Genomic DNA, 26,714 nt, shown 5'->3' with positions numbered 1-26,714 from the left:
TTCGCCGAGACGGCAGGCGGGCGTCATTCCCCGTCGTCCCTCCTGGAGTCTCCGGGGCCGTACCTGTCGTGCGGTAGCCGCCGCAGGTGCCCCTCCCTGATCGCCTCGGCCAGGGCGCGCCTGAACCGGCCGGGGCCCCAGCCTCGGGCGCCGACCCGCTCCGCCAGGTCGCGCCGCTCCACCGGGCCCTCCGCGGTCGCGCGGGCGAGGTCCTCGATCTCACGGTCGAGTTCCCGCTCGGCGAGGGCCGTCGAGCGGCTCGGAGTGCCCGTGGTCCCCATCATTCCCGGAGAGTAGGTCTGCGAGCCCCCAGGGCCGGGACGGAAGCGCTGCGGCCCCGTCGTCTCCCGCTCGCGGCGCCGGACTGCACGCTCACGGACGCGGCGATCGCGTTCGTCGGCCAGGCGCATGTCCCCCGGCGACAGCTCCCGCTCCATCTCGGCCCGCCGGAGGCTCTCCTGCTCCTGCGGCGTGGCGGCGTCGGCCTCCTCCGCGGTCAGCGGACGGGCGATGTTCTCCAGAGACTGCTGTTCGGCGCGGACACCGAAGATCAGCTCGGCGAACCCGCCCAGCATCATCGCTCCGCACCCGATGAAGAACCCGAGAGCGACCAGATCCAGGTTGCCGCTGCCGATGAACTGGCCGAAGAGCGCCGGGCCGGTGATCCCGCCGACCGCGGTGCCGACGGCGAAGAACAGGGCGATGGCGAGGGCGCGGGTCTCCATCGGGAAGATCTCGCTGACCGTGAGGTAGGCGGAGCTCGCCCCGGCCGACGCGACGAAGAAGCTCAGCGCGACCAGGATGATGAACGTCGTCGAGGTCAGCATGTCCGCCATGAGCAGGGCGGCCGTCGCCGCGATCAGCGCCGCGGAGCCGAAGTAGGTGCCGGCGATCATCGGCTTGCGGCCGACGGTGTCGAAAAGGCGCCCGAGCAGCAGCGGCCCCATCAGGTTCCCGAGCGCGAACGCGGCCAGGAAGTAGGGCACCGTGCCGGACGCGACGTCGAAGAAGTCGCTGAGGATCGTACCCAGGTCGAACGTGACGGCGTTGTACATGAACGCCTGCCCGACGAACAGCGAGAGCCCGAGCACGGTGCGGTTGGGATAGCGCTTGACCGTCACGCGGGCGATCTCACCGAAGCCGATCGACCTGCGCTGGCGCACGGTGATGCTCTGCGCCGGAGGAGGCAGCGGCTCCCTCATCTCGGCCCGGACCTCCCGTTCGATCCCGTCGACGATCCGTTCAGCCTCATCCTCACGTCCATGGATGAACAGCCAGCGGGGGCTTTCCGGGACGTTCCGGCGCACCAGCATGATCCCCAGCCCGAGGACCCCGCCGATGGCGAAGGCCAGCCGCCAGCCGAGATTCGCCGCCAGCAGGGCATCGTTGAGGAGCAGCACGCTGCCGAGGCTTCCGATGGCCGCGCCCAGCCAGTAACTGCCGTTGATGGCGAGGTCCACCTGGCCGCGGTTGCGGGCGGGGATCAACTCGTCGATGGCCGAGTTGATGGCCGCGTACTCCCCGCCGATACCGGCGCCGGTGAGGAAACGGAACAGGAACAGGTACCACGCCTCGGTCGCGAACGCGGTCGCCACGGTCGCCACCAGGTACAGCCCCAGCGTTGCCATGAACAGCTTCTTGCGTCCGAAGCGATCGGTGAGCTGGCCGAAGAAGAGCGCGCCCAGGCATGCGCCGGCGACGTAGAAGGCCGCGGCGGTGCCTATGTCGCCGCTCGAGATGTCGATCCCGCTGCCCGGCTCGGTCATCCGGGCCGCGATCGAACCCACGATCGTGACCTCCAGCCCGTCCAGGACCCAGACGGTGCCGAGGCCGATCACGATCTTCCAGTGGAACCTCGACCAGGGCAGGCGGTCCAGTCGAGAGGGAATCTGCGTCTGGATCGTGCCCAGTTCTCTGGCAGTTGTCATTTCTACCCCCTTGCAAGGCAGGTCGCTGCCATCGACCAGCGTCTGGCCAAGGGGGTGAACGAGCATCGCCCAGGCTGGGTGAACCGGCCCCATTTCCGGCATCACCCTGACCGGGTGACGTGTTCTCACCCGATCCAGCGCGACGCTCTGGGGCGGAAGGTCCACCTCATCTGGAAGGCAGGCCGACATGGGCGCTACGGGGTTCCCCACCTTCGACAAGACCATCGACAAGACGAACCACGTGCTGAAGGTGATCGAACATGCCTACGGGTGGTCAAAGGAACAGCGGAACGTGTCCTATGACGCGTTGCGCGCGGTCCTGCACGCTTTGCGCGACCGGCTGACCGTGGACGAATGTGCGCATCTGGCCGCCCAGTTGCCCTTGCTCGTCCGCGGCGTCCACTACGAGGGCTGGGACCCTAGCCGGGTGCCCGTGAAAATGAGCAAGGAGGAGTTCCTTCAGCGCGTCCGGCGCGACTTCCCGCATGAGGTCGGTGATACAGAGCAGCTGGTCTCCACCGTCCTGCAGGCGCTGCGGCAGTACGTCACGGAAGGTGAATGGGAGGACATCAAGTCCAGCATCTCCCGGGACCTGCGCCCGCTCATTCCGGTCTAGGTGGTCGGCGGGCAAGGGGCGACCCGGCCTCCGTGCCGTCGTCAGGCTCCTTGGAACGCGCGCGGGGAAGGTCGTCGGAACGTTCGAGGACCCGGCGCGCCAGCTCGACGCGCGAGCGGACGTCGAGTTTGCGGAAGACCTGTCGCAGGTGGAACGCAACGGTGTGCGCGCTGATGAACAGCTGGTCGGCGATCTTCTGGTTGGTGAGCCCCTGGGCGACGAGCCCGGAGATCCGCTGCTCGGTCCCGGTGAGGCTTGCCCAGCCGGTCGCGGGCCGGTCCCGGTGGTTCCAGTGCCGGCGGCGTTCCCCCATACGCCGCAGGCGCCCCCGGATCCGGGCCGCGTCCCGCTCGGCACCGGCCGCCGCATAGCAGGACAGGGCCTCGTCGAACCACTGGATCGTCTGGCGGCGTGCCCCGTCCCGTCCGCCGAGCAGCGTGCCGAGGTCCTCGTAGGCGGAGGCGCACGCCCATCGGTCGGCATGGTCCGCGGCGGCGTTTCGCAGGAGGTCGGGTTCACCGTGCAGCAACCCGCGGGCGTGCCCGGCGGCGGCAGCCAGGCTGGGCAGCCCGGGGTTCAGCCCGGCGAGCCGGTCGGCCGCCGCGACGACCTTCTCGGCCGGTCCGGCCTCACCCGCCGCGACCGCCGTCCGTACAAGCCAGGCCGCGGCCGTCGGGTCGCAGATGAGCGCCCGGCTGTGCTCGGCCAGGTCGTCGAGGAGCCGACCCAACCCGGCCATGGCGGCCCGCGGCCCGTCGCAGGCCTCGGTAACCTGCGCCCGAACCAGCTCGCTTCGGGTCAGGTCGAACGGAGGAGGTGCAGGTCCGCCCGCGTCTTCCGCACCGCGGGCGTGCTCGATGGCCGTTTCGAGATCGCCGGAGCGCAGTGCCGCAACGCTCAGCGCGGACCGGGCGGATGCGCTCAGCAGACGCGCGCCGGCCGCGTCGGCCGCCTCCAGAGCCGCCCTCGCCTCGCGGATCGCCTCTTCTGGACGCCCCTCCGCAAGGGCGATGCGTGATCGCACGATCGCCGGTCCGACCGCCCAGCCGCCCCTGCCGATCCCGTCGGCCCCACCGGTTCCCAGCACCATCGTCCGCCGTGCCTCGTCCATGAGCCTGACGTCCACCAGCAACGCGGCCAGGACCAGGCCGGGGTGGAGTCGGCAATCCTGCGCGCCGTCGTTGGAAACCCGCCGCACACTCGTCCGCGCGAGGCCGAGCGCGTCTTCCAACTCGCCCTTGTCCCAGCCGTTCAACGCGAGGACGATGAGCGCCCCGGTCACCAGGCCCTGGCCAGGCGCGTCACCTGCCTTGACGAACGCTTTGGCCCGGTCCAGTACACCCGCGCCCTCGGGCAGGCCCGTGTCGGCCTGCAGGAGGGCCAGTTCGGCGCGGTCGCGCACCTCGTCCGGCAGATCCGGCATGCCCAGCACGGCCTTGGCCATGTCCGACGCCCTGACGACCTCGCCCTTCGGCACCAGGACGAAGGACAGCGCGGTCAGCAGTTCGGCGGTGGACGGGCCCGACGCGCAGTGGTCGAGCGCGGCCTCCGCGAGTTCCGCGGCCCCCACCAGGTCACCGGCGGCGACGAGCGTGCGCATCGCCGTCATCGTGCGCGCGAACCACTGCGGGTCGGCGAGCTCGGTGAGGTCGAGCGCCCGGCGCATCAGCTCGGCGGCGACCGCCGGGTGGGTGTCGAGCATCTCCGCGCTCGCCCGGTCCAGGCTTGGGAGGACCTCCGGGACGCCTGGGACCGCCCCCGCCATGAGGTGGGCCGCCGCGGCCTTCACCCGGCCGCCGTGCTCCAGCAGGGTTCTGCCGATCTGCACGTGCAGCGCCTGCCGGACGGGACCGGGGATATCGGTGATCACCGATTTGCGCACCACCTCGTGCCGGAACACCAGCGCCTCTTCATGCGCCGCGAGTAACCCGGTCGCCAGCATCGCCTCCAGGGACGGCAGTAGTTCGGAGGGAGTGATGCCGAGCAGGTCGGCGGCGACCAGGGGGTGGAACGCGGGCCCCAGCATCGCCACGAGTTCGAGGAGCCGCCGGGCCGCCGGATCCAGGTCGTCCAGCCGGCCTTTGACGACGAGATGGGCCCGCTCCGGCAGCCGGGAGGTGACGAGGCGAGCACGGCCCTGGGAGACCGCCACCCCGCCCTCGTCGAGCAGGCCGTTCATCAGCTCGAGAAGCAGCAGCGGATTGCCGCCCGCCCCGTCCGCGAGCTCGCGCAGGTCGGGGTCGGGGGACGCGCCCAGAGTGGCGGTGACCAGGTCGGAGACGGCCTCGTTCGGCAGCGGGCGGAGCGGGAGCAGGACGGCGCCCTCCGCCTGCAGGCGGAGGAACAGCCGTTCGAGCTCGGCGCCGCCGCGGCCGGTGCGGCGCGCGAGAATCCAGTGCACGGGGGATGACGCGAGCCGGATCGGCAGCGTCTGCAGCGCTAGAAGCGCCGCCGGATCGGCCCATTCGAGATCGTCCAGTACGACCAGCAAAGGGGTGGAGCGGGCCCGTTGCTCCAGCGCGGTCCGCAGCCGCTCGGCCGGCCGGTCCTGTTCGCCGGCCTGCCGCGGAGGCGGGCGGGGCTCGTCGAGTGCCGACAGCAACAGCTCCAGGTCAGCCGGGCGCCCCAGTCCGGGATCCGGGTCCGCGACCACCACCGCGAAGCCCCCGTCAGCGGCCCTCCGCGCGGCCTCCTCGAGCAGCCGGGTACGCCCGATTCCCGGCTCCCCCTCGACGAGCATGATTCTCGGGCCGTCGACACGCGCCAGCAACTCATCGATGCTCGCTCGTTCCCGTTGGCGACCGAAGGTCGCGCCCCGCGTCGGCGGCCTGCCATCCATGCAGACACCGTGCCCCCGATTCAGCAGGGGATACGCGCCCGTCCCGCGCCGCCGTCCCCTTCTTGGGCAGATCAGGACAAACATTGCACAAAGGCGGATCACTGCCGCGAACTGCCAGAGCGGACAGCCCGGGTCACAAGAGCAGGTCGAAGATGCGCCGGACCTCCTCCCACTGCGCGGTCTGCGGGTTGCGCCGGTCCGGGAACATGATCCGGAAGGCCTGCGACAGCGCGTAGGAGAGACCGCCCGCGATCTCGGGAAGCTTCTCATCCGTGACATCGCGGACCGCGAGGTCCAGCGGCGGCCGCCTCGCCAGCAGCTCCAGGATCGGCTCGACCTCGATCTCCTCGTCCAACCGGCGGAACCGGTGGATGCTCTCCTGCAGGCCCTTCGTGATCGGCAGGTCGAACGGCTCGATGATGTCGCGCCCGCTCGCCTTCGCCTTGGCCTGTCCGATGAGGAGGAGATCGTACAGTTTGGCGTCGAGGAACTCGTGGTAGCGCCGCAGATCACTCTTATCGACGTCCAGCCCGGCGGCAGCCCTGAAGAAGCGCTCGAACCTGCTGATTCCGATAACGGCCATGGAACCGCCTCCCCTGTCATCTCCTGCCGAAGCGAGAACTTCTTGCAGCCTCCCCTTCCGGGGCGACCGTCACATCGTCAGATCTTGTAGGCCTGGCTAGCGCGACGAGGCCGCCCGCGCCGGTCGGGAGTGAGGACCGCGTCCCGCCCGCCCGGTCTCGCCTTCCGTTCACGGCGGCCTCACCGACTCTCCCCGCGGTGGGCGCTGAGCACAGACCTACACGGTCGGTGGATGTGCCCGGCCCGCTGATGACGCAGCGTCGCTGGCGAAGGCGTTGCCATCTCCGGCAGCGGTGTACGCCATCTCGCCGGTATGCGCGGTGAGGACCATCGGAAGGAACCTGATGGCTAGAGCAGTCGGCATAGACCTCGGCACCACCAACTCGGTCATCGCGGTGATGGAAGGCGGCGAACCCCGGGTCCTCCCCAACGCGGAAGGGGCACGGACGACCCCGTCCGTGGTGGCCTTCACCGAACAGGGCGAGAGGCTGGTCGGCCAGCTGGCCCGGCGGCAGGCGATCCTGAACCCGAAAGGCACCATCACCTCCGCGAAGCGCTTCATCGGACGGCGCTACGGCGAGATCGGGAGTGAGAAGGACGCCGTCTCCTTCGACGTGGTCGAAGGGCCGGACGGGACTGCGCGCTTCGAGGTGCGCGGCAAGCAGTACGCACCAGAGGAGATCTCGGCCCAGGTACTGCGCAAGCTGGCGGACGACGCCGGAAAGTCGCTCGGCGAGAAGGTCACCGAGGCGGTCATCACCGTGCCCGCCTACTTCAACGACGCCCAGCGGCAGGCGACGAGTGACGCGGGGAAGATCGCCGGGCTCGAGGTCCTGCGCATCATCAACGAGCCCACGGCGGCGGCGCTGGCCTACGGCCTCGACAAGAAGGCCAACGAGACCGTGCTGGTGTTCGACCTGGGCGGCGGCACCTTCGACGTCAGCCTGCTGAACATCGGCGACGACGTGGTGGAGGTCCGCGCCACCTCCGGTGACGGCCATCTCGGCGGCGACGACTTCGACCGCCGGATCGTCGATCACCTCGCCGATGACTTCCAGCGGGAGAACGGGATCGACCTCCGCGCGGACCCTCAAGCCCTGCAGCGGCTGTTCGAGGCCGCCGAAAAGGCCAAGGTCGAACTGTCCACGGTGTCCCAGACACAGATCAGCCTGCCCTTCATCACGGCCGACGCCAGCGGCCCGAAACACCTCAACACCTCGCTCATGCGCTCCACGTTCGAGCAGATCACCGCGGACCTGACCGAGCGCTGCGTCGGGCCGGTGGAACGAGCGATGAGCGACGCCAAGGTCACCGCCGACGACATCGACGAGGTCATCATGGTCGGCGGGTCCACACGAATCCCCGCCGTGCAGAGCCTCGTCCGCAGGCTGACCGGCGGCAAGGACCCCAACATGTCGGTCAATCCCGACGAGGTCGTGGCGCTGGGCGCCGCGATCCAGGCCGGCGTCCTCAAGGGCGAGGTCAAGGACGTCCTGCTGCTCGACGTCACGCCCCTGTCGCTCGGTGTGGAGACCATGGGCGGGGTGATGACCAAGATCATCGAGCGCAACACGACCATCCCCGCCCGCCGCACCGAGACGTTCAGCACCGCCGAGGACAACCAGAACGCGGTCGACATCGTGGTCCTGCAAGGCGAACGGGAGCGGGCCGCCGACAACCGGGTGCTGGGTCGCTTCCGGCTGGAGAACATCCGCCCCGCGCCACGCGGCCAGCCGCAGATCGAGGTGACGTTCGACATCGACGCCAACGGCATCCTCAACGTCTCCGCACGCGACAAGGACACCGGCGCCGAGCAGCGCATCACGATCAGCCAGAGCTCGAACCTCGATGAGAGCGAGGTCGAGCGCATGATCGCCGATGCGGAGCAGCACCGGCAGGAGGACGCCAGGCTGCGTGCGCAGGTCGACGCGCGCAACGAGCTGGACTCGGCCGTCTACCAGGTCGAACGCCGGCTCGGCGAACTCGGCGACACGGTGCCCGTGCATGAGAAGGCGCGGGCCGAGGGGCTGATCGAGGACGCCCGGCAGGCCGTCAAGGAGGAGGCGCCGCTGGACCGGCTGCGCACGCTCACCTCCGAACTCCAGCAGATCCTGCACGGCTTGGGAACGACCACCGGAGCGGCGGGCGCGGGCGAGCGCTCCGCTGGGGCCACGACGGAAGGCTCGGACGACGATGTCATCGACGCAGAATTCACGACGGACTGACCAGACCGGGCAGTCGGCCGACCAGGACCGGCCACCCGAGCGCTCCGAGCAGGAGGGCGCCGCCGAGGCGGCCGGCCCGGATCCCGGCGAGGTCGAACTGCTCAGGGCGCGGGTCGACGAACTCGAGGACCTGTGGCGGCGCGCACTCGCCGATCTCGACAACATGCGCAAGCGCATGACGCGTGAACTGGAGACGCAGCGCCGTGCCCAGCGGGCGGAGGTCACCGCGATGTGGCTGCCCGTTCTCGACGACCTCGAACGCGCCCTGCAGCACGCCGAGTCCGATCCGGAAAGCGTCATCGAGGGCGTTCGCAGCGTCCGGGACCGTGCCGTGTCGACGCTACGTGACCTCGGTTACCCGCGCCGCGATGAACTGGGGGTCCCGTTCGACCCGGCCCGGCACTCGGCGGTCGCCGTGCGCACCGACTCCGACGTCCCGCCCGGCACGGTGGTCGAGGTGCACCAGCCGGGTTACGGCGACGACGAGAACCAGTTGCGTCCGGCGCTGGTGTCAGTGTCGGCCAAGGCCGGTGACTGATGGCCGTCCAAGATCCGTACGAGGTGCTGGGGGTCTCCCGAGACGCCGACCAGGACGAGATCCAGCGGGCCTACCGCAAGCTCGCCCGCGCCCATCACCCCGATATCAACAAAGACCCCGAAGCCGAAGAGAAGTTCAAGGACGTCTCCGAGGCCTACGCCATTCTGTCCGATCCGGACCAGCGCCGCCGCTATGACGCCTTCGGGCCCGACTTCCGGCGGGTTCCGGAGGACGTCGACCCGGACATGTGGGCGCGCTCCCGGGCAGGTGCCACCGCAGGACGCGCCGGCTCCTACGCCACCACGGGCGGCGTCTACACCGGCGGGTTCGGCGAGGACATCGACCTGGAGGACCTGTTCGGCGGGATCTTCGGCGGCCGGCGGCGGGGCGGCGGCCGCTGGTCCGCCTGGTCGCCGTCACGCGGCGCCGACCAGGAGGCCGAAATCGAGGTGAGCGTCGAGGAGGCGTACCAGGGGACCAGACGCACCATCACCCTCAACCGTCCGGAGGGCCCGCGGAACCTCGACGTCACCGTTCCCGCCGGTGTGACCGACGGCCAGCGCATCCGGCTCGCCGGCCAGGGCGGGAGCGGCGACACCGCCGGAGACCTCTACCTGGTGGTGCGGATCACCCCGCATCCCCGCTACCGCGTCGAGGGCCGCGACGTGTACACCGACCTCCCACTCGCTCCGTGGGAGGCCGCCCTCGGCACGACGGCGGGACTGCAGACGCCCGGCGGCGAGGCCAAGGTGAAGGTGCCCCCCGGCACGTCCAGCGGGCGCCGGCTCCGGCTGCGCGGCCGCGGTCTGCCCAACCCGCGCGGCACCCCGGGCGATCTGTTCGCCGAGGCCCGCATCGTGGTGCCGCCCGAGCCGTCCGAAACCGAACGCCGGCTGTTCGAGGAGCTCGCATCGGCGTCGCCGTTCGACCCGAGGAGATCGTGATGGAACATCTGCTGCCCGGCGCGGTCTACGCCATCATCCCGACCCGTCCCCGGCGGATGGACCTCGACGCCTTCGCCGATGCCGCCGGAATCCATCCCGAGCTGGCACGCCGGCTGGTGCGCCTCGGCCTGCTCGACCCCGAACGCGACCCGTCCGGCCGACTCTGGTTCGCGCCCGCGCAAGTCGCCGCGTACGCACGCCTGGAACGCCTGCGGACGGGACTCTGCCTCAACTACGCCGCGCTGGGACTCGTGGTCGAACTACTCGACCGCATCGCCGAACTCGAGCGGGACCTGCGCACCCGACACCAAACCGGAGGCCGAACGTGGACCCCAACCGCCTGACCCAGAAATCCCAGGAGGCCCTGCACGACGCCCAGACCAAGGCCCTGCGCTTCGGGCACGTCGAAGTGGACGGCGAGCACCTGATGCTCGCCCTGCTCGACCAGGCCGACGGACTGGTCCCGCGGCTGCTCACCGAGGCGAAGGCCGATCCGGCGCGGTTGCGGGAGGCGCTGGAGGCCGAGTTGGGCCGCCGCCCGAGCGTGAGCGGTCCGGGCACCGAGCCCGGCAAGGTGCTGGTGACCCAGCGGCTCTCCCGCCTGCTCGACACCGCCCAGCAGGAGGCCGAACGGCTGAAGGACGACTATGTCTCCGTGGAGCACCTGGTCATCGCATTGCTGACGGAGGGCTCTACGACTGCGGCGGGCCGGCTGCTGGACCGTCAGGGCGTCACCAGAGACACCTTTCTGGAGGCCCTCACCCGGATTCGCGGCCACCAGCGGGTGACGTCCGCCATGCCCGAGGTCGCCTACGAGGCACTGGAGAAGTACGGCCGGGACCTGGTCGCCGACGCCGCGGCGGGCAAGCTCGACCCCGTCATCGGCCGGGACGCCGAGATCCGCCGTGTCGTCCAGATCCTGTCCCGCAAGACCAAGAACAACCCGGTGCTGATCGGCGACCCCGGCGTCGGCAAGACCGCCATCGTCGAGGGCCTCGCCCGGCGCATCACCGACGGCGACGTCCCCGAGGGCCTCCGCGACAAGACGATCTTCAATCTGGACATGGGCTCGCTCGTCGCGGGCGCCAAGTACCGGGGCGAGTTCGAGGAACGCCTCACCGCCGTCCTCAACGAGGTCAAGGCGGCCGAGGGCCGGATCCTGCTGTTCGTCGACGAGTTGCACAACGTCGTCGGCGCAGGCGCCACCGAAGGTTCCATGGATGCCGGCAACATGCTCAAGCCGATGCTCGCCCGCGGCGAACTCCACATGATCGGCGCCACGACGGTGGAGGAATACCGCAAGCACATCGAAAAGGACGCGGCCCTGGAACGGCGCTTCCAACCCGTCCTTGTCGACGAACCCACCGTGGAGGACACCGTCTCGATCCTGCGCGGCCTGCGCGAACGCCTTGAGGTCTTCCACGGCGTGAAGATCCAGGACGCCGCCCTGGTCGCCGCCGTGACGCTCAGCCACCGCTACATCTCCGACCGGTTCCTGCCGGACAAGGCCATCGACCTGGTCGACGAGGCGTGCGCCATGCTGCGCACCGAGATCGACTCCATGCCCGGGCCGCTGGACGAGCTCACCCGCCGCGTCATGCGCCTGGAGATCGAGGAGGCCGCGCTGGCCAAGGAGGAGGACGCGGCGAGCAGGGCCCGCCTGGAGAAACTCCGGAGCGAACTGGCCGATCTGCGCGCCGAGGCCGGCTCCATGCGCGCTCAGTGGGAGGCCGAGCGCCAGGCGCTGCGCAAGGTGCAGGCGCTGCGCCAGGAGATCGAACAGGTTCGGCAGGAGGCCGATCGGGCCGAGCGCGACTACGACCTCAACCGTGCCGCGGAGCTGCGGCACGGCCGGCTGCCCGAGCTGGAGCGACGGCTGCGGGCCGAGGAGGAGCGGCTGGCCGACAAGCAGAACGGCGGCCGGCTGCTGCGCGAGGTCGTCACCGAAGAGGAGATCGCGGCGATCGTGTCCCGCTGGACGGGCATCCCGGTGAGCCGGCTGCAGGAGGGCGAGCGGGACAAGCTGCTCAGGCTCGACAAGGTCCTGCACGAGCGCGTGGTCGGGCAGGACGAGGCCGTCCAGCTGGTGTCCGACGCCATCATCCGCGCCCGCTCGGGCATCAAGGACCCGCGCCGCCCCATCGGCTCGTTCGTCTTCCTCGGCCCCACCGGCGTCGGCAAGACCGAACTGGCCCGCACCCTCGCCGCGGCCCTGTTCGACACCGAGGAGAACATGGTCCGCATCGACATGAGCGAATACCAGGAGCGGCACACCGTCAGCCGGCTGGTCGGCGCGCCCCCCGGCTACGTGGGGTACGAGGAGGGCGGCCAGCTCACCGAGGCCGTCCGGCGCAAGCCCTACTCGGTCGTGCTGTTCGACGAGATCGAGAAGGCGCACGGCGACGTCTTCAACACGCTGCTCCAGGTGCTCGACGACGGCCGCCTGACCGACGCGCAGGGCCGCACCGTCGACTTCCGCAACACCGTGATCATCATGACGTCCAACATCGGGTCGGAGCACCTGCTGCAGGGCGTCACCCCGGAGGGCGGCCTCGACCCGGACGCCCGCGACCGGGTGATGGGCGAGTTGCGGCGCCACTTCCGTCCCGAGTTCCTCAACCGGGTCGACGACATCATCCTGTTCAAGCCGCTCACGCTGCCGCAGATCGAGCAGGTGGTCGACCTGATGTTCAACGACCTCCGCGCCCGGTTGGCCGACCGGCAGATGCGCCTGTCGATCGACGAGGACGCCCGGCGGCTGATCGCCGAGCAGGGCTTCGACCCGGTGTACGGCGCCCGCCCGCTCCGGCGCTTCATCGCCCGCGAGGTCGAGACCCGCCTCGGCCGCGCGCTCATCGCGGGGGACGTCCGGGACGGCGCGACCATCCACATCACCGTCGCGAACGGGGAGCTGAACGTCCGCTACGAGAACCCGGAGTGACCGGCCGGGCACGCCGGCCTATTCGCGGCGGACTTCGCCCGGTTCCTTGTCCGTGCGGACTCCGCGCCAGCTCGGGTGCCGCAGCCGGCCATCGCCGGTCCACTCCGCGAAAGCGACCTCACCGACCAACTGGGGCCGCACCCAGCGGGCGTCTCGCGCCTGCTGAGGGGGCACGTCGGAAACCGGCGGGTCGTCCTGCCGCAACGGCGCGAGACGCCTGGCGAGGTCGTCCAAGATCGCCTCGGTGAAGCCGGTACCGACATGACCGGCGTATCTCAGCCGTCCCCGCTCGTCGTTGACGGCCAGCAGAAGCGCGCCGATCCGGTCGGCGCGGCGGCCCTCCCCCGGCTTCCAGCCGACGATGACCACTTCCTGCGTCCGGAAGTTCTTCGTCTTGGTCCAGTCCCGATGCCGTTTCCCCGGCCGGTACGGGGAGTCGACCCGCTTGGAGACCACGCCCTCCAAGCCCAAACGGGACGACTCGGCGAAGACATTCGCGACGTCGTCGTGGGAAGTGGTCGTCTTCCAGCACGGCCCGTCCAGCCCGAGCCCCTGGAGAGCCCGGCGCCTCTCGGCGTAGGGCAGGGCGATCTGGGACTCATCGCCACGGTGCAGCACATCAAAGATCATGTAAGAGACGGGGTTGGACTGGGCCAGGGCCTTGATGCGGTCCGGCTGACGCAGGTGCATCCGCGGGCCGAGCGCCTTGAACGACGGCCTGCCGTCCGGTTCGAACGCCACGATCTCCCCGTCCAGCACCGCCGGCACGTCGACCGCGGCGGCGAGCGGGGCGAGTTCGGGCCAGGCGACGGTGATGTCCTTTTCGTTGCGCGACATCAACTGTAACCGTTCGTCGCGGATATAGGCGACGGCCCGGACTCCGTCCCACTTCAACTCGGCCGCCCAGCCTTCCGTGGTCGGCAGTTCCCCCAGCACGGCCAGCATCGGCGGATAAATCGGCAGGCTCCCCATCACCACGACCTACCGCCCAGAAGGCGGCGACATGCCGGCCTACTGCAATGAACAGGGAAATTCCGCTTCCGCCGGCCCCTCCCGTAGATCACCTAGGCCGATGCCTCGAACGCTCGCCGCAGATCTGGCAGGCAGCAGAGCAGGTCCGATCAGGAGGTGTTGCGCTTCCTCTGCTGCTCCAGGCGGCTGCGTTGACGGACCCCGTACGCGGAGTCACGCACGGCCGACTCGTCCTCCAGCCCCGACCCGAGCGCACCACCGGCCATGCCCATGCAACGTAGCCAGGGTGACAGCGTTGTACAGCTTGGCACGCTGGCGATTGATGACGTCGTCCGGGCGTTCCCACAACCGATGGTCGATGATGAGCCACGCCAGCAAGGCCGCAACCGCCAGGACCGCCTGCCGAATCGGACCAAGCGCATCGGCGATATTCCAGACGGTGGCATTGACCACCGCGAACGCCGCGGTCGCCAGCACCCCGGCCAGCGCCTTCGACAAGCCGGTGAACCTCCAAGCGGGTCTCGCTGTTGGTGAGCCACAATGAAACCTGAGCGCCCCAGATCAAAAGCATGAGCAAAACGCGCGATGATAATAAGTGCTCAGCAGCGCGACACGGTGGCCGAGGGCCGACGACGCCGCAGACGCCGACGCTTGAGGGGAGGCAGCTTCGGCCGTCGTCACTGGCAACTTCAGCTCATTGGCCAATAACACTAAACCGACGAAAGGGAGACCGGCGCGCGGTGAGGTCTCATCTCAGGCAATCCGGCCACGTCCTAGTCAATCCATGAGTTACCTGGTCAGCACCTGTGACCACAGCAGCCAGACAACGAACCGTCAGTTCGACGGACGCTCGGTCGAAGACCTCGGTGGCAACCGAACGGACTTCTACCGATCCCTCGCAAGTCCATTCCGAACCTGCGGAACAGACCGGCGGGGCGACCGTGTCGCCGAGTTGGTGGCCATCGTGGTCCTGGCCCCCCAGGGCGTGCGCGAGCCTCTCCGCTCTGCTTTTACTCAGACGCTCACCGTTTGCTGCTTGTCGCCGGTCGGGTCGGCCGACGACTGGTCGCGAGTGCCCTGCGGGGGGACCTTGTCGGCGGTCTCGGGGCCTCCGCTCGGCCGACGGGGTGATCCACGCCCACGCTCGCAATCCTTCGCCAAGGCGTCACCGAGGGCCGCCGCGATCACCCTGTCTCGATCCTGGCTGGCGTGCTGGTTGATCAGCGCCGCCGGCGTCGAGGCGTGCCCCATGGGCGCCATCAGCTCTTTAAGGCTGTCACCGGTCGAGGCCGCGAGTGTGTTGCCGCACGAATGAGTTCTGGGCCCGCCTCATGGCCGATGATGGCCGCCGTTCGTCGCCCGTCAATGTCGTACGGCCTCGCTTCGCTGCGGGCGCTCCGCGTCTCGCTGGGGAGGGTTGGCGGCGCGGCCACCGAGGAAGGGGCAGAGGCCGTCTTCCGGGGATCGAAGACGGCCTCCTCACGCGGGCCGGGGGCGCGGTCGCTTCGTCAGAGTCTGACGTGCGTCGGGCCGGTTGCGGTGCTCAGATCCAGTGGATTGAGGACGCCTGGTTGTTCAGGCCGCCGTGATCCATCATCGAGGGGTTCTGTCCGACGGGTGTGGTGTACGCCCCGGCGCCGTTCTCGTGCTGGAAGTGCCTGACCTGGCAGCCGTTGTAGCCCTTGAACGACGAGATCCGGTCGTTCCAGGAGTCACCGAGGTTGTTCTTCATCCATTCCACCGAGCCGTCGCTGTCGCAGCCGGAGGTGCCCGTGTACGTGTTGCTGCCCGCGGTGGTCTGGTAGTAGTTCCAGTCGTACTCGATGGAGAGTGTGACCGTCGCCAGCGGCGCGGCGCTGGACGCGGCCTGCCTGCCGGCGGCGTTGATCCGCTGTTCGAACGACCGGCTGGCGACGGCCGCAGCCGGGCTCTGCGGCGCGTCGGTGATCTGGCCGCCCGTGGCGGCGGAGATCGCCTGCGGGAAGGTGTCGTAGCACTGCATCTGCCCGGTCGCGACGTTGGTGACGCAGTGATCGTTGTCCGCCGGAGCGCTGTCGGCTGAGGCGGCGGACGCCGTGGCGAGGAGTCCTCCGCCGGCCATCGCCGTGGCCAGCGTTCCCACCGCGATGGCGCGCTTGGAGCGTCCGGACATGCTGGTCCGCATGATCGCTTCTCCGTTCCTAAATGCGGCACGCCCGGTCAGGGCACGCCTGGAAATGCAAGGGAACCGCCCGCGTGCTTCAGATCTGCTTCAGAACGGCGTCTCGCACAGCCGGCACCCACGCGCCCTCACCAGGGCTTGGCCCACCTGAATAGCGCACCGGCCAGCGAGGCGATGACGTCCGCCAAGTCGCGCATCGGCCGTTCCAGTCGGCGGCGGGTGTCGGAGTCGGCCGTCGAGACCAGGCGGGTGAGCATCAGGCAGCTGGCGTTGAGCATGTCGACGGCGTTCTCGTTCTCCCGCACGACGAAGGTCGCACGCGCTCGCCATCCGAGCGTGCGGCGGGTGATCGAGCCGCTGCTGACCGCCGAGCACGTCGCGGCGATCGACATCGTGTGCGACGAGACGCTCGGCCTCGAAGCCGCGACGGGCGCACTGCGCGACATGGTCCAGAGCCATCTGCTGCACTGTGGGTCCCCGAGACTCATGGGCGCCGCACCCACGACGTGGGCGTGGACCTTCGCCGACGGTGGAACGTCCCAGAAGAGGAAGGAACATCCTGGCAAACGCGCCAACAGAGCCATCACGGTCTCGTTGACGTACCGCCAGGCAGTGGAGGGGACACACTTAACCCGGCGGGCGACTCGGCGAAGTTCTCGCCTTTGTTTACCGAATAAGCCGTTATGCGTCCGGGCTTCGGTCAGTCGAGATCGGCTCTGCGGTTCTGCTCGATGATGGTCACGTCCGGGTCGAGGCGAACACGCTCGATGTCGGCGGGAGTCAAGCGGGTGGCGAACGTGGCGATGAACTCGTAGACATCGTCGACCTCAAGCCCCAGTCTTGCGGCGACGGCGATGGGATCGGCGGCCTGGCGGACGCCGATGAGGAACTCCCCCTCGATCGCGTGCGATGGGGGCGCGAAGGACACTTGGGCGGGCTGGACTCGTGCATCCTGCTCCACGTAGATGACGCCCGGCTCCCTGCGCACACGGGCCAGCTGATCCGGGGTCAGGGAGGCGCAGAACCAGCCCCAGATCGGAGACGCGCGGGTCACCGCGATACCGAGTCGGACGGTCATCCGCCGGCCCAGTTCCTTCGCGTCGATGACGCCGGGCCAGCCGGCCATGCCGCCCAGGGACACGACATAGTGCCCGTCGATGCGACCCTCGGTTGCCGGGAAATAGGGAGCCGGCCCGGCGAAGGTGCAACCGTTTCCCATCGAGAGAGGCGTCAGTTCGCCTTCCTGCTGGTAGCCGTCCGGCAGGGTCACCAGCGCGTCCCCGCTGGGCACGGACCGCGCACCAGCCTCGTACAACGGCGCAGGGGTGCCGGTCAGCCTTCCATTCCGCGCAGGCCGCTCGGTGCCGAGCGGTACCGAGCCCCAGAACAGATCGGCGAATACCGGATGGTCGGTTGCAGAGCCGGGGGTCCGGACGGCCGCCGGGCCCCGGTAGTGATCAGGTCGACCCATGACCCGGATTCTGCATTACATGTCGAGGCGGTGGGCCCTGGCAGATGGTTTGGTCTCCTGCTTCCCGGGGACCCGGGGAGCAGGCACGGGTACCGCGTCGTCGACGACCACCGGGAGAGTTGAAGACATGGCCCAGCAAGTAGCCGACTACGTCCTCCAGCGCCTCACGGAGTGGGGCATCGAGCGCGTCTACGGATATCCGGGTGACGGCATCAACGGCATGCTGGGCGCCTTCGACCGCGCCGAGGGGAAGCCGGAGTTCGTCCAGACGCGCCACGAGGAGATGGCGGCGTTCATGGCCTGCGGGCACGCCAAGTTCACCGGCGAGGTCGGTGTCTGCGTGGCGACGTCCGGGCCGGGTGCGATCCACCTGTTGAACGGCCTGTACGACGCGAAACTGGACCACCAGCCGGTCGTCGCGATCGTCGGGCAGCAGAAGCGGCTCGCGCAAGGCACCAACTACCAGCAGGAAGTGAACCTCGAGAACCTGTTCTCCGACGTCTCGGAGTACTGCCAGATCGTCATGCACCCCGGGCAGATGCGGCACGTGATCGACCGGGCGTTCAAGACGGCGCTGACCACCCGGAGCGTCGCGACGATCGTCATCCCGGAGGACGTGCAGGAGGCGGAGGCGATGCCGTCGCCGCCGAAGGAGCACGGCTCGGTGTACTCCAGCGTCGGCTGGAGCCGGCCCCGTGTCCTGCCGAACCGGGAGGAGCTGCGCAAGGCCGCCGACATCCTCAACGAGGGCGAGAAGGTCGCGATGCTCATCGGGCAGGGCGCGGCCCAGGCCCGCGAAGAGGTCGTCGAGGTCGCCGAACTGCTCGGCGCCGGGGTGGCCAAGGCGCTGCTCGGCCGCGAGGTGCTGCCGGACGACCTGCCGTTCGTCACCGGCCCCGTCGGGCTGCTCGGCTCGAAGGCCAGCGACGAGATGATGATGAACTGCGACACCCTCTTCATGATCGGCAGCAGCTTCCCGTACGCGGAATGGCTGCCGGACGAGGGCAGCTGCCGCGGCGTCGAGATCGACATCGACGGCCGCATGATCGGGACCAGGTACCCGATGGACGCGCACGTCGTCGGCGACGCCAAGGAGACCCTCCAGCAGCTGATCCCGCTGCTGCGCCGCAAACAGGACCGGTCCTGGCGCGAGCAGATCGAGGAGAACGTCCGCACCTGGGACACGGTGATGGGGAAACGAGCCGGGCAGACGTTCGACGGGAAGATCAACCCGCAGGCGGTGGCCCATGAACTGTCGCCGCTGCTGCCCGATGAGTGCATCCTCACCGCCGACTCCGGTTCGACGACCAACTGGTGGGCCCGGCACCTCAAGATCCGGGAGGGCATGAAGGCGTCGCTGTCGGGGACGCTCGCGACGATGGGGCCGGGTGTCCCGTACGCGATCGCCGCGCGGTTCGCCTTCCCGGACCGTCCGGTCATCGCCTTCGTCGGGGACGGCGCGTTCCAGATGAACGGCATGAACGAGATGCTCACGGTGAAGCGGTACGCCGACCGGATGGGCGGCTCGCCGCCGCTGGTCTTCTGCGTCTTCAACAACCAGGACCTCAACCAGGTCACCTGGGAGCAGCGGGCGATGGGCGGCGACCCGAAGTACGAGGGCTCGCAGTCCATCCCGGACTTCCCGTACTCGAAGTACGCCGAACTGTGCGGTCTGAAGGGCATTTACTGCGACGACCCCAAGAAGGTCACCGTGGCCTGGCAGGACGCCCTCGCCAGCGATCGGCCTGTGGTGCTGGAATTCGTGGTGGACGACCAGATCGCGCCGATCCCGCCGCACATCATGAAGGAGCAGGCCAAGAAGACCGTCAAGGCCGGCCTCAAGGACCCGCAGAAGGCCGGCATCGCCGAGCGCGGCTTCCGGCAGAAGCTCACGGAGCTGTACGAGAACCTTCCCGGCCGCAAACACGACTGACATGGGGCCATCCCGGGACGTTGGCGCTTCTCACGTCAGGCGTAGTGCCCGCGTGGGCGTCAAGACCGCCGTCATCGACAACAGCGCCGCGTTCGGGTTCTCGATCATGATCACTTCGTCCTTCGGCGCGCTCGACAAGCTGGCGGGTTCCCCGTCGCTCGCCGACATCTTCGGGTTCGCGATGGGCGCCGCGGCGGCGTTCACCGTGCTCCAGGCCGCGACCACCAAGGGGTTCCGGCGTCGCCCGGGTGCGGGGCCGCGCGAGGTCGACCTGCTCGGCACGGCGCTCGGCATCCTGTCCGTGGCCCTCGGCTTGGGCGCGGCCGTCGTGGCCGGCCTCACCCTTCCCGCCGGCGCGGCGTGGGCGACGGGGGCGTTCTTGGCCGCCATGGCCTTCATGCTCGGTCAGGCCCTGCTGATCATGCTCGCCGCCCAGCTCGAACGCCTGCGCGGTGACCCGGGGGCGGACGACGAGAAGGAATGAGGCTCGCCGAGCCAGCCGAAGTGAAGCGGCATCTACGCGACAAGACCTGTGGGCCTTCGAGGGCGGTTGTCGCGCTCATGTCGGGTCGGGGCCGGGGGTTGGTTGGACTAGGCCCGTGCGGTAGGCGATTACTACTAGTTGGGCGCGGTCGCGGGCCTCTAGTTTCATCATGGCGCGTTGTACGTGGGCGCGGACGGTGTAAGGGCTGAGGTACATCCGGTCGGCGATCTCCTGGTTGGACAGGCCGGTGGCGACCAGGGCCACCATCTCGCGTTCGCGTGGGGTGAGCACGGCGAGCGCTTCGGGGTCGTGCGGGGGGGTGCCGTCGGGGGTGGCCAGGAAGCGGGCCACCAGGGAGCGGGTCGCGGCGGGTGACAGGAGGGTGTCGCCGTTGGCGATCGTGCGGACGGCGTCCAGCAGGGCCTCGGCGCCGATGCCCTTGCCGATGAAGCCGCTGGCCCCCGCGCGGAGTGCCTGCGCGACGTACTCGTCGGTCTCGTACGTGGTGAGGATCAGGATGCGGCTGGCGCGCAGTTCCGGGTCCGCGCAGATCTGCGACGTGGCGGTAAGGCCGTCCACGTCGGGCATGCGGATGTCCATGATCACGACATCGGGGCGCAGCTCCCGGGTGAGGCGGACCGCCTCCCCGCCGTCGGCCGCCTCGCCGACGACGGTGATGTCGTCGGCGGTGTCGAGCAGCGTCCGGAAGGCGGCGCGCAGCAGGGCCTGGTCGTCGGCGAGGAGGACGCTGAGCGTCACGGCGCATCCCCGGCCTCTCCGGCGGTCTCCCGCGTCGTGACCTTGGAGGGCGGGAGGGGGAGCTCGGTGGATACGAGGAAGCCGCCCTCGGGGCGCCGTCCCGCGGAAAGGTGCCCTCCTATCGCGGTGGCACGTTCGCGCATCCCGATGAGGCCGTAACCGGGTGGACGGTCCGGGGACGCGTTCGGTGTCTCCCCGCCGTCGTCGGCGACGGTGATGGTCACGCGATCGCGGTTCCAGGTGAGGCGCACCTGCGCGCTGCCGGTGCCTGCGTGTTTGGTCACGTTGGTCAGGGCCTCCTGGACGATGCGGTACGCGGTGAGGTCCGCTCCCGGCGGCAGCGGCCTGGACGTGCCCTCCTGGTGCACCGAGACCTCCAGGCCGGCGCGGCGGAAGGACTCCAGCAGGGTGGGGAGGCGGGACAGGCCGGGCGCCGGCTCGGACGGCGCGGCCGCGTCCCCGGACTGGCGCAGCAGGCCGACCGTGGCCCGGAGGTCGTCGAGCGCGTCGCTGGTCGTCTCGACGAGTTCCTTCAGGCTCTTGCGGGTCTGCTCCGGGCTGGTGTCGAAGAGGTGGGCGGCGACCGTGGCCTGCGCGTTGGCGAGGGTGATCTGGTGGGCCACGAGGTCGTGCAGTTCCCGGGCGATGCGCACCCGCTCCTCGGCCACTCTCCGGCGCGCCTCCAGTTCCCGGCTCTTCTCGGCGCGCTGGGCCCGCTCTTCCACGGCCGCCAGGTAGGCCCGCCGGTTCCGCGTCGCGTGACCGAGGACCCCGGCCACCAGCGGGAACGCCGCCACCGCTCCCATCCGGCTCGCGTCCTTCCACGAGATGGCGTCGAACAAGGCGGTGGACGTGGCCAGCAGTGCCGCGGAGGCGAGGAGCACCGCGCTCGTCCCGCGCCGTTCGGTGCGCGCGGTGAGGGAGTAGGCGCTGATCACGGCGGGAGCCATGATGAGCGGGGTCAGCAGCAGGCCCAGGAGCGGGGCCAGCATGCCGGCCGTGGTCGTGGCCGCCATGGCGGCCAGGGGCGCCCTGTGCCGCAGCGGCAGCACGGCACAGGACACCGCGGCGAGGAGGTAGGTGGCGGCGGGCGGCGCGGACAGCGTGTCGTCGACCCGCACCATGCCGCCGAGCAGGCAGAGGGCGAACGCCGCCGCCGTGATCGCTCCCTCCCGCCACCACATGCCGCGTGGTCGCGGGGCACCGCCTCCGGGGTTCGTCATGGCCGGGTCAGCGTCCGCCGCCGGGGAGCAGCGGCACCGCCGCGTCCGGCCCGGTCGCGGACGCCGGGACGTGGCGGCTCAGTCTCTCCCCTTCGATGTCCACGTTCGGCAGCACACGGTTCAGGATAGGAGGCAGCCACCAGGCCCGGCGGCCGAGCAGCGCCAGGACCGCGGGGACGATCGCCATCCGGACCACGAAGGCGTCGAAGGCGACGGCGGCGGCCAGCCCGACGCCCATCGTCTGGATGGTCGGGGAACTCATCCCGATGAATCCGGCGAACACGCTGATCATGATGATCGCCGCCGCGGCCACCACGCGTCCGCTGTGCCGGAAGCCGTGCACGACCGCCTCGCCGGGGGACGCGCCGTGCACGTAGTCCTCCCGCATCCGGGAGAGGAGGAAGACCTCGTAGTCCATGGCGAGGCCGAACACGATCCCGATGATGAGGATCGGCATCAGCGACATGACCGGTCCGGTCTGCTCGGTGCCGATCAGGTCCGCCGCCCAGCCCCACTGGAAGACGGCGACCAGCACGCCGAACGCGGCACCCACCGACAGCAGGAAACCGAGCGCGGCCTTGACCGGGACCAGGACCGAGCGGAAGACCACCATCAGCAGGAGCACCGCCAGGCCGATGACCACGGTCAGATAGGGAAGCAGGGCGTCGGACATGGCTTCGGAGATGTCGATGTTCATCGCGGTGGTGCCGGTCACCAGGACGCCGGAGCCCGTCTCGGCCTCGACGGCGGAGACCGCGCCCCGGATCGCGTGCACCAGGTCCTTGGTCTCGCCGCTGCTCGGCGCGGTCTGCGGGACGGCGGTGAGGACGGCCGTGTCCCCGGCCGGGTTGAGAACCGGGTCACCGACGGACGCGACCCCGTCCACTCCCCGTACGGTCTCCGCGACCAGGTTCGCGGCGGCCCCGGTGTCCGCGGGCTCCGCCATGTCCACGACCACGGTCAGCGGGCCGTTGAAGCCGGGACCGAAGCCTTCGGACAGCAGGTCGTAGGCACGGCGCTCGGTGGTCTGGACCGACTTGGACTCGTCCCCGGGCAGCCCGAGTTCGAGGTTCAGCGCGGGGAGGGCGACGGCGCCGAGGCCGAGTCCGGCGACCAGCAGCACGGTCACCGGCCGGCGGAGCACGAACCGCGCCCAGCGGGTGCCGAGGCCGAGCCGCCCGGACGCGGCGGGCGCCGGGTGCGGACGCCCGCTCCCCCGCCGGGCGGCCTTGCGGGCGGCGCGGGGCAGGATCCGCCGGCCGGCGAAGCCGAGCATCGCGGGGACCAGGGTCAGTGCGACGAGCACGGCGAGGGCCACGGCGCCCGCGCCGCCCAGGCCCATCTTCGTGAGTTCGGGGATTCCGACGACCCCCAGCCCGACCAGGGCGATGAAGACGGTCGCGCCGGCGAAGACGACGGCGGATCCGGCCGTCCCCACCGCCCGGCCGGCGGCCTCGTCCGGCTCGCCGCCCTGGACGAGCTCGTCGCGGAAGCGGGAGGTGATGAACAGCGCGTAGTCGATGCCGACAGCCAGGCCCAGCATCAGCGCCAGGATCGCGACGGTGGACGTCAGGCCCAGCCGGACGGCCAGCGCGGAGATCAGGCTGAACGCGATGGCCACACCCGCGAAGGCGGTCAGCAGCGACAGTCCGGCCGCGACCAGCGACCCGAGGGCGAGGACCAGCACCACCGCCGCGACCGCCACGCCGATGATCTCGGTCGTACCGCCCGGCTCCTCCTGCGAATCCAGGGCCGAGCCGCCGATCTCCACGGTCAGCCCCGCGTCCCGGGCCTGGTCCGCGGCGTGCCGGAGGGCGTTCTTCGCCGGCTCGATCAGGTCGGCGGCGCCCGCGGTGTAGGTGATCGTGGAGTAGGCGATGGTGCCGTCCTCGCTGACGGCGCCGGTCTCGTAGGGGTCGGTGGTCGAGGCGACCTGATCGCCCCCGTCCAGCGAGCCGAGGGTGTCCCGGACGGCGGCCCGGTTCTCGCGGGCCGTCACCCGCTGCCCGTCCGGGGCCTGGAACACCATGCGGGCTTCGGCGCCCTGGGAGTTGCTCTGCGGGAAGCGCTCGTCCAGCAGGTCGAACGCCTTCTGCGACTCGGTGCCGGGCATGGACAGGTCCTCTTCCTGCCCGGCGGGCGCCGTGGCGGCGGCGACCCCGGCCAGCACCAGGGCACCCAGCCACAGGCAGAGCACGAGCCGGCGCCGTCGGAAGGCCCACCGTCCGATCCGGTAGAGAAGTGTCGCCACGGATTGATCACTCCAGACGCTGCGGGAAAGGGGAATCGCGTGCGATCCACGCGGCCTCCAACACTTCCCTCCGGCGCCCCCGCCGGGCATCGTCCCCCGACACCGCCTTCTCCTGGTGCGCCTGGACCAGCCGGCCGCGCGTCCTAGTGCCTGCGCACCAGACCCGGCTCGGCCATGCCTCGTTCAGGTGGCCGCCGTTTGGGGGTGGGGGGCGGTGGTAGAGGGCCGGTATGAGCAGGGACGGGCCGGCGGAGCGGCATCGGCGGCCGGAGGGGGTTTCTGATGGGGCCGTGGCTGCGGCCGGGCGGGTTTCGGAGGCGTTGGAGACCACCGAGCAGGCGCGGGGGCATCTTTACGCGTTTCATCAGTTGACGGGGCGGGCCGACGGGCAGCTCGACGCGGCGGTGGAGCTGTTGCGGGCGGCTGGGCACGGTGATCTGGCTGATGAGGTCGAGCGCGAGTTGATCGGGCGGAACGTGCTCTCGGGGCGGTGGACGTTCCAGATCGTCGAGGAGTACGACGACGGGTATTACCGGGAGTTCCGGTCCATCGAGGGCAAGGTGCGGGGGCGGCTCATGGAGGGGCGGCGGCACGTCTTCGAGGCCGAGATGAAGGAGCGGCGGCGGACGCATGGGCTGCCGGATCACATCGCCAGGCCGGGCGACGAGGACTAATCCACGCGGAGGGCAGGCGGGTAGGGGGCCAAGTAGGTCTGGTCGGCCAGGTAGGTGTGGTTCTTGGCTTCGGCGTAGTGGCGCAGTAGGGCGATCGGGGTGCGCAAAGGCGCCTCGCCCTGGTGGTAGGAAGCGATCGCGGCGACTATTTCGTGGCGTTCGGGCGGGTCCAGGCGGTTGCTCAGCGGGCCCAGGACGTGACCGAGGGCGTTGGTGTGGCGGCCGGGGGTCGGGGAGACGGCGAAGGCTTCGGTGAAGGCGCGGCGGTACTCGGTCTCCAATGCGGTGGCGGGTCGCGTGCCCGCTTGGGCGACCATGCGGCCCATGTGCCGGTAGGCCGCGGGGTCGTGGGCGAGGATCTGCAGTTTGTGGCGGCTGTGGAAGGCGACCAGGTCGCCGGGGCGCCAATCTCCGGCGAAAAGTTCGCGGAGGCGGGCCTGGGCGTAGAGGCGCTCGATGAAGTGTTCGCGGAGTTCGGGGTCGTGGAGGCTGGTTGCGGGCAGGTGCGGGAGGGCTCCGGGTGTTTGGGAGTCTGAGATGTATCCGTCTGGGTCTTCGTCCGGGGGGATGCAGTCGGCGTGGGCTGCCAGGGGGTCGGCGGTGAGCAGGTGGCTTGGTGCTGCTAGGCGGGGGCGCGGGTGGGCCAGGTCCGTCACAGGAGGTCTCTCATCCGGCGTAGGCCGCGGGTGGTGCGGGCCTTGACGGTGCCCAGGGGGATGCATAGGCGGTCGGCTATTTCTTTCTGGGTCAGCTGCCCGAAGTGGGCCAGGACTATCGCCTGGCGCTGCGGGGCGGGGAGTCCCGCCAGTGCTTCGCGGATGTCGCATGCAGCGTCCACGGCGGACGTGCGGTCGGGTACTCCGGCGGTGTCCTCCAGCGGGACCGATCTCCGGGAGTGCCGGGCCTCGGCGCGCAGCTGGTCGATGGCGCGTTTGCGGGCGATGGTTAGGACCCACGGCTCCAGGCCGCGGGAGGGGTCGAAGCGCCCGCGGGATCGCCAGACCTCCAGGAAGACGAGCTGGACGACGTCGTCCACGGCGTGGTCCGGTACGAGTCGTCCCGCGTGGCGGCGGACGAGGGGGCCGAGCGCGGTGTAGCACTCGGCGAGCGCCGCCTCGTCGCCGTCGGCGAGCCGCTGTTCCAGTCTCATGCGGCCCAGGTCCCCGGAAAAACCGCTTCAAAACTTGTTCATAGTCCAAAGTGGGGCAAAGGGAGCGGATCAGCGGGCTCCGGGGAGGGACGCCAGGGCGGTGACGGCCTCGGGGAAGGCCGCCACCCGGGTGATGTGCGGCGGTAGGCGGTCGCGGTTCCAGCCGGGTCCGCCGACCACGAGGCGGTACGGCGGGCGGGACGCGGGCAGTTCCGCCAGCCAGGCGGGGTCGCCGGTCTCGGTGGTCTGCGACCAGACGAAGACGGCGTTCGGGCCCGTTCTGCGGATCGCGGCGGTCAGGGCCGGGGGCGGCACGCGTGCGCCCAGGGTCAGCGTTTCGACGCCGGTTTCGGCCAAGGCGGCCGCCAGGGCGTGCACGGGGAGGCTGTGCTGTTCCTCCGGCGCGCAGGCCAGCAGGACCGGACGGCCGTTCGGCGGCGCGGCCGGCGTCTCCGCCAGGCAGCCGAGCACCACGGCGGACAGGAGGTGCTCGACCTCCACGCAGTCGCCGGACACCGCGTGCTTGCGGCCGATGCCGATCAGCACGGGCGCGATCAGGTCGTCCCATGCGCGGACGACGCCGTCGCGGCGGAGGGCGTTGCGCACGGTCCCGGCGGTCGCGGAGGCGTCCAGCGCCATCGCCGCGCGGGCCAGGCCCCGCACCTCCGCGGCCTGGCGCTCGTCGTGGTCGGCCCGCAGCGGGACGCGGTTGCCGCCGGCGCCGTGGGCGCGGGGGGCGGGAGGTTCGCCGGGGGGCGCCTCGAGCGCGACCCGGGCCGCCTCCTGGGGCGGGACGCCGGTGAGGATCTGGCGTTGCATCGTCTCCAGCCGGGCCACGTCCGCCGGGGTGTAGCGGCGGTGGCCGCCCGCGCTGCGGCCGCTCGGGCCGATGCCGTAGCGGCGGTCCCAGGTGCGGAGGGTGGACGCCGCCACGCCGAGGCGCTGCGCCACCGCGCCCACGCCGAGCTGGGCCTCCCGCATGCGTCCGCTCCCCCATGTCGTCCCGGCCCGCACAGCGTACGC

The 26,714-nt window shown here is 70.4% G+C and carries 23 protein-coding genes; 9 read left to right on the top strand and 14 right to left on the bottom strand.

The window, feature by feature from the left end; all coding sequences use genetic code 11:
• Positions 1-23 precede the first annotated feature (23 nt).
• On the bottom strand, positions 24-1,928 hold the full coding sequence (locus IEZ03_RS19390) for an MFS transporter (protein WP_184882100.1): 1,905 nt from the start codon (positions 1,926-1,928) through the stop codon (positions 24-26).
• Between the two features lie 187 nt (positions 1,929-2,115).
• On the opposite strand from IEZ03_RS19390, the gene IEZ03_RS19385 reads away from it, so the two are divergent.
• Entirely contained in the window at positions 2,116-2,544 is a 429-nt protein-coding gene (locus tag IEZ03_RS19385) for a DUF2267 domain-containing protein (RefSeq protein ID WP_184882098.1), read from the top strand.
• Here the strand turns inward: IEZ03_RS19385 and IEZ03_RS19380 are convergent.
• Together IEZ03_RS19380 and IEZ03_RS19375 are read right to left on the bottom strand one after the other, a co-directional pair.
• Positions 2,531-5,383 (bottom strand): helix-turn-helix transcriptional regulator, encoded by a 2,853-nt coding sequence (locus IEZ03_RS19380; RefSeq protein WP_268248547.1) that lies wholly within the window; start codon positions 5,381-5,383, stop codon positions 2,531-2,533. The two genes, IEZ03_RS19385 and IEZ03_RS19380, sit on opposite strands and share 14 nt — an antisense overlap.
• Positions 5,384-5,516: 133 nt before the next feature.
• Positions 5,517-5,966 carry a DUF1931 family protein gene (locus IEZ03_RS19375; RefSeq protein ID WP_184882094.1) on the bottom strand — a complete coding sequence of 150 codons (450 nt, stop codon included), beginning with the start codon at positions 5,964-5,966 and terminating at the stop codon, positions 5,517-5,519.
• A gap of 343 nt (positions 5,967-6,309) precedes the next feature.
• Between IEZ03_RS19375 and dnaK the strand changes: the two genes are divergently transcribed.
• The 5 genes from dnaK to clpB are packed head-to-tail and all read left to right on the top strand — an operon-like array spanning position 6,310 to position 12,613.
• Entirely contained in the window at positions 6,310-8,190 is a 1,881-nt protein-coding gene (gene dnaK / locus IEZ03_RS19370; protein ID WP_184882092.1) for a molecular chaperone DnaK, read from the top strand.
• Positions 8,159-8,728 carry a nucleotide exchange factor GrpE gene (locus IEZ03_RS19365; protein WP_184882090.1) on the top strand — a complete coding sequence of 190 codons (570 nt, stop codon included), beginning with the start codon at positions 8,159-8,161 and terminating at the stop codon, positions 8,726-8,728. Before dnaK ends, IEZ03_RS19365 begins: the two co-directional genes overlap by 32 nt.
• The gene (locus tag IEZ03_RS19360; protein WP_184882088.1) at positions 8,728-9,672 is read left to right on the top strand and encodes a DnaJ C-terminal domain-containing protein; all 945 of its coding nucleotides are present in this window, start codon (positions 8,728-8,730) and stop codon (positions 9,670-9,672) included. Before IEZ03_RS19365 ends, IEZ03_RS19360 begins: the two co-directional genes overlap by 1 nt.
• Entirely contained in the window at positions 9,672-10,016 is a 345-nt protein-coding gene (locus IEZ03_RS19355; RefSeq protein WP_184882086.1) for a chaperone modulator CbpM, read from the top strand. Before IEZ03_RS19360 ends, IEZ03_RS19355 begins: the two co-directional genes overlap by 1 nt.
• Positions 9,998-12,613: an ATP-dependent chaperone ClpB gene (gene clpB, locus IEZ03_RS19350; RefSeq protein WP_184882084.1), complete on the top strand. Its 2,616-nt coding sequence runs from the start codon at positions 9,998-10,000 to the stop codon at positions 12,611-12,613. Before IEZ03_RS19355 ends, clpB begins: the two co-directional genes overlap by 19 nt.
• 18 nt (positions 12,614-12,631) lie before the next feature.
• Here clpB and ligD read toward each other — a convergent pair whose 3' ends face one another.
• The 5 genes from ligD to IEZ03_RS19325 all read right to left on the bottom strand — a co-directional run bounded on the left by ligD (position 12,632) and on the right by IEZ03_RS19325 (position 17,217).
• Complete coding sequence (gene ligD / locus IEZ03_RS19345; protein WP_184882082.1) at positions 12,632-13,585, bottom strand: non-homologous end-joining DNA ligase; 954 nt, start codon at positions 13,583-13,585, stop codon at positions 12,632-12,634.
• A 213-nt stretch (positions 13,586-13,798) separates the two neighbouring features.
• Positions 13,799-14,083: a hypothetical protein gene (locus tag IEZ03_RS19340; protein ID WP_184882080.1), complete on the bottom strand. Its 285-nt coding sequence runs from the start codon at positions 14,081-14,083 to the stop codon at positions 13,799-13,801.
• Between the two features lie 1,045 nt (positions 14,084-15,128).
• Positions 15,129-15,749 (bottom strand): hypothetical protein, encoded by a 621-nt coding sequence (locus IEZ03_RS19335; protein WP_184882078.1) that lies wholly within the window; start codon positions 15,747-15,749, stop codon positions 15,129-15,131.
• A 125-nt stretch (positions 15,750-15,874) separates the two neighbouring features.
• Positions 15,875-16,138 (bottom strand): hypothetical protein, encoded by a 264-nt coding sequence (locus IEZ03_RS19330; RefSeq protein WP_189241218.1) that lies wholly within the window; start codon positions 16,136-16,138, stop codon positions 15,875-15,877.
• A 308-nt stretch (positions 16,139-16,446) separates the two neighbouring features.
• Positions 16,447-17,217, bottom strand: coding sequence for a protease inhibitor I9 family protein (locus IEZ03_RS19325; protein WP_184882074.1), 771 nt, complete (start codon positions 17,215-17,217; stop codon positions 16,447-16,449).
• Positions 17,218-17,344: 127 nt separating this feature from the next.
• Here IEZ03_RS19325 and IEZ03_RS19320 point away from each other — a divergent pair, with 127 nt between their 5' ends.
• On the top strand, positions 17,345-19,150 hold the full coding sequence (locus IEZ03_RS19320; RefSeq protein WP_184882072.1) for a thiamine pyrophosphate-requiring protein: 1,806 nt from the start codon (positions 17,345-17,347) through the stop codon (positions 19,148-19,150).
• A gap of 52 nt (positions 19,151-19,202) precedes the next feature.
• Positions 19,203-19,634: a hypothetical protein gene (locus IEZ03_RS19315; protein ID WP_184882071.1), complete on the top strand. Its 432-nt coding sequence runs from the start codon at positions 19,203-19,205 to the stop codon at positions 19,632-19,634.
• Between the two features lie 75 nt (positions 19,635-19,709).
• Here IEZ03_RS19315 and IEZ03_RS19310 read toward each other — a convergent pair whose 3' ends face one another.
• The 3 genes from IEZ03_RS19310 to IEZ03_RS19300 are packed head-to-tail and all read right to left on the bottom strand — an operon-like array spanning position 19,710 to position 23,867.
• On the bottom strand, positions 19,710-20,393 hold the full coding sequence (locus tag IEZ03_RS19310; protein ID WP_184882069.1) for a response regulator transcription factor: 684 nt from the start codon (positions 20,391-20,393) through the stop codon (positions 19,710-19,712).
• Positions 20,390-21,616, bottom strand: a complete 1,227-nt coding sequence (locus IEZ03_RS19305) for a sensor histidine kinase (protein WP_184882067.1) — start codon at positions 21,614-21,616, stop codon at positions 20,390-20,392. Before IEZ03_RS19305 ends, IEZ03_RS19310 begins: the two co-directional genes overlap by 4 nt.
• Positions 21,617-21,623: 7 nt before the next feature.
• Positions 21,624-23,867, bottom strand: coding sequence for an MMPL family transporter (locus IEZ03_RS19300; protein WP_184882065.1), 2,244 nt, complete (start codon positions 23,865-23,867; stop codon positions 21,624-21,626).
• Positions 23,868-24,157: 290 nt separating this feature from the next.
• On the opposite strand from IEZ03_RS19300, the gene IEZ03_RS19295 reads away from it, so the two are divergent.
• Complete coding sequence (locus IEZ03_RS19295) at positions 24,158-24,541, top strand: hypothetical protein (RefSeq protein ID WP_229808403.1); 384 nt, start codon at positions 24,158-24,160, stop codon at positions 24,539-24,541.
• Here IEZ03_RS19295 and IEZ03_RS19290 read toward each other — a convergent pair.
• The 3 genes from IEZ03_RS19290 to IEZ03_RS19280 all read right to left on the bottom strand — a co-directional run bounded on the left by IEZ03_RS19290 (position 24,538) and on the right by IEZ03_RS19280 (position 26,672).
• Positions 24,538-25,197, bottom strand: a complete 660-nt coding sequence (locus IEZ03_RS19290) for a YbgA family protein (RefSeq protein ID WP_184882061.1) — start codon at positions 25,195-25,197, stop codon at positions 24,538-24,540. The genes IEZ03_RS19295 and IEZ03_RS19290 overlap by 4 nt on opposite strands.
• Positions 25,194-25,691 (bottom strand): RNA polymerase sigma factor, encoded by a 498-nt coding sequence (locus IEZ03_RS19285; protein WP_184882059.1) that lies wholly within the window; start codon positions 25,689-25,691, stop codon positions 25,194-25,196. The genes IEZ03_RS19290 and IEZ03_RS19285 overlap by 4 nt, the downstream gene beginning before the upstream one ends.
• A 69-nt stretch (positions 25,692-25,760) precedes the next feature.
• Entirely contained in the window at positions 25,761-26,672 is a 912-nt protein-coding gene (locus tag IEZ03_RS19280; RefSeq protein ID WP_184882057.1) for a MerR family transcriptional regulator, read from the bottom strand.
• Between the last annotated feature and the right edge of the window lie 42 nt (positions 26,673-26,714).

It is taken from the genome of Actinomadura livida (assembly GCF_014648675.1).
Classification (GTDB): Bacteria; Actinomycetota; Actinomycetes; order Streptosporangiales; family Streptosporangiaceae; genus Spirillospora; species Spirillospora livida.
This window is presented reverse-complemented; position numbering and strand designations above follow the sequence as displayed.